This window comes from Streptomyces sp. NPDC059142 (genome assembly GCF_042755665.1).
Taxonomy (GTDB): domain Bacteria; phylum Actinomycetota; class Actinomycetes; order Streptomycetales; family Streptomycetaceae; genus Streptomyces.
Window position 1 is genome coordinate 23,363 of sequence record NZ_JBHZDA010000050.1, and the last position, 2,475, is coordinate 25,837.

At 68.2% G+C, this 2,475-nt stretch carries 5 protein-coding genes; 4 read left to right on the plus strand and 1 reads right to left on the minus strand.

The window, feature by feature from the left end:
• Positions 1 to 104: 104 nt before the first annotated feature.
• The gene (locus tag ACFXPK_RS19270) at positions 105 to 419 is read right to left on the minus strand and encodes a hypothetical protein (protein WP_384994230.1); all 315 of its coding nucleotides are present in this window, start codon (positions 417 to 419) and stop codon (positions 105 to 107) included.
• Between the two features lie 271 nt (positions 420 to 690).
• On the opposite strand from ACFXPK_RS19270, the gene rpsF reads away from it, so the two are divergent.
• The 4 genes from rpsF (at position 691) to rplI (ending at position 2,394) form a co-directional block, all read left to right on the plus strand.
• Entirely contained in the window at positions 691 to 981 is a 291-nt protein-coding gene (rpsF, locus tag ACFXPK_RS19275; RefSeq protein ID WP_006604399.1) for a 30S ribosomal protein S6, read from the plus strand.
• A 73-nt stretch (positions 982 to 1,054) separates the two neighbouring features.
• Entirely contained in the window at positions 1,055 to 1,648 is a 594-nt protein-coding gene (locus tag ACFXPK_RS19280) for a single-stranded DNA-binding protein (protein WP_384994228.1), read from the plus strand.
• A gap of 44 nt (positions 1,649 to 1,692) precedes the next feature.
• Entirely contained in the window at positions 1,693 to 1,929 is a 237-nt protein-coding gene (gene rpsR / locus ACFXPK_RS19285) for a 30S ribosomal protein S18 (protein WP_003967857.1), read from the plus strand.
• Positions 1,930 to 1,947: 18 nt separating this feature from the next.
• A complete protein-coding gene (gene rplI, locus ACFXPK_RS19290; protein WP_384994226.1) occupies positions 1,948 to 2,394 on the plus strand; it encodes a 50S ribosomal protein L9 in 447 nt (148 codons plus the stop codon).
• Positions 2,395 to 2,475 lie beyond the last annotated feature (81 nt).

Here is a 2,475-nt window from a genome sequence, read left to right on the forward strand (position 1 = left end):
GGGGGGGGCGCGGGGCGGGGGGCGGGGGGGCGCGCCCCCCCCCGCCCCCGCCCCCCCCCCCCCCCGCCGCGCGTCCGGACCGCACCGGATCCGAACGCGCGGCCCTAACCGATCACCCCGCCGAACAGACCGCCGTGCGCCATGCCGAGGAAGAAGCCGACCGCCGAGGCGCCCAGCCCGATGATGATCAGGAACCGCTCGCGGGTCGTCACGGAGATGAACTGTCCGTATGCCCCCGTCAGGATCCCGACCAGCCCCGCCCAGGAACTGATCAGGTGCAGCGGGTGGAAGAACGCCGTGACCAAGGCGAGAAGCCCCAGCGCCAGTGTCACCACCATCAGCGTGTCCTGGACCGGATGGGACTTCCCGTCGGTCGAGAAAAGGGACGTGGAGGGGTTCGGTCGCATTGCCTGTGCCATCTGGCACCTCCTGGCCTTGCCGGAGGCGGCGCATCGTAGCGCCGCGCACACCCGATGTGTACAGATTGCGCCCGCAGGCAGCAGGATTTCAACAGGAAGCCACCGTGCGGGTAGTCTGTACGGTCTGCACCGGTGTCTGCCCTGGCCAGAACGCGATCCCCTCGTCCGACGAGCCGGATTGTCAGTGGCGGCAGATACCGTTGCTCACGCATCACGACCCTCCTGCCACGGAACGACCGTGGCCGCTGAGTCCAAAGGAGGTGGGTTCCACATGCGTCACTACGAGGTGATGGTCATCCTCGACCCCGATCTCGAGGAGCGCGCTGTCTCCCCGCTGATCGAGAACTTCCTCTCCGTCGTCCGTGAGGGCAACGGAAAGGTCGAGAAGGTCGACACCTGGGGCCGTCGTCGTCTCTCTTACGAGATCAAGAAGAAGCCCGAGGGCATCTACTCGGTCATCGACCTCCAGGCCGAGCCTGCGGTCGTCAAGGAGCTCGACCGACAGATGAACCTGAACGAGTCGGTCCTCCGGACCAAGGTCCTCCGCCCCGAGACCCACTGAGCCACCGGCTCAGCGTCAACGGGTCCGAGTAGCAACAAGCAGCCAGAAGCAATCCCCGCCGAGAGGTTCACCCATGGCAGGCGAGACCGTCATCACGGTCGTCGGCAATCTCGTCGACGACCCCGAGCTGCGCTTCACCCCGTCCGGTGCGGCGGTCGCGAAGTTCCGCGTCGCGTCCACTCCCCGCACCTTCGACCGGCAGACCAATGAGTGGAAGGACGGCGAGAGCCTCTTCCTCACCTGCTCGGTCTGGCGGCAGGCGGCGGAGAACGTCGCCGAGTCGCTCCAGCGAGGCATGCGCGTCGTCGTGCAGGGCCGGCTGAAGCAGCGGTCCTACGAGGACCGCGAGGGCGTCAAGCGCACGGTCTACGAGCTGGACGTCGAGGAAGTCGGCCCCAGCCTGAAGAACGCCACGGCCAAGGTCACCAAGACCACCGGTCGCGGTGGCCAGGGCGGCTACGGCGGCGGCGGCCAGCAGGGCGGCGGCGGAAACTGGGGCGGCGGCTCCGGTGGTGGTGGCCAGCAGGGCGGCGGCGGTGCACCCGCCGACGACCCGTGGGCGACCAGCGCGCCGGCCGGCGGCCAGCAGCCGCAGAGCGGCGGGGGCGGCGGAGGCGGCTGGGGCGGAAGCTCCGGCGGCGGCTACTCGGACGAGCCGCCCTTCTAAGGGCGGGCTCGTACCCCACTTCTTGATCACACAGGAGAAACACCATGGCGAAGCCGCCTGTGCGCAAGCCTAAGAAGAAGGTCTGCGCATTCTGCAAGGACAAGACCCAGTACGTGGACTACAAGGACACGAACATGCTGCGGAAGTTCATTTCCGACCGCGGCAAGATCCGTGCCCGCCGCGTCACCGGCAACTGCACGCAGCACCAGCGTGACGTCGCCACGGCCGTCAAGAACAGCCGTGAGATGGCGCTGCTGCCCTACACGTCCACCGCGCGATAAGGGGAGGGTGACCGAATCATGAAGATCATCCTCACTCACGAGGTCTCCGGCCTCGGTGCCGCCGGCGACGTCGTCGACGTCAAGGACGGCTACGCCCGCAACTACCTGGTCCCGCGCGGTTTCGCGATCCGCTGGACCAAGGGCGGCGAGAAGGACGTGGCGCAGATCCGCCGCGCCCGCAAGATCCACGAGATCGCCACCATCGAGCAGGCCAACGAGATCAAGGCCCGCCTCGAAGGCGTGAAGGTGCGTCTGGCCGTTCGCTCCGGCGACGCCGGCCGCCTCTTCGGCTCCGTCACCCCGGCCGACCTCGCTTCGGCGATCAAGTCCGCCGGTGGCCCGGAGGTCGACAAGCGTCGCATCGAGCTCGGTTCGCCGATCAAGACCCTGGGCTCGCACCAGGTGTCCGTGCGTCTGCACCCCGAGGTCGCCGCGAAGCTCGGCATCGAGGTCGTCGCCGCCTAAGCGACACGCTCGGCAGAGCAAGCAGGAAGAGGGCCGCCGAAACCCACGGCTACAGGCCACAACTCACTCGGGCGAGATATC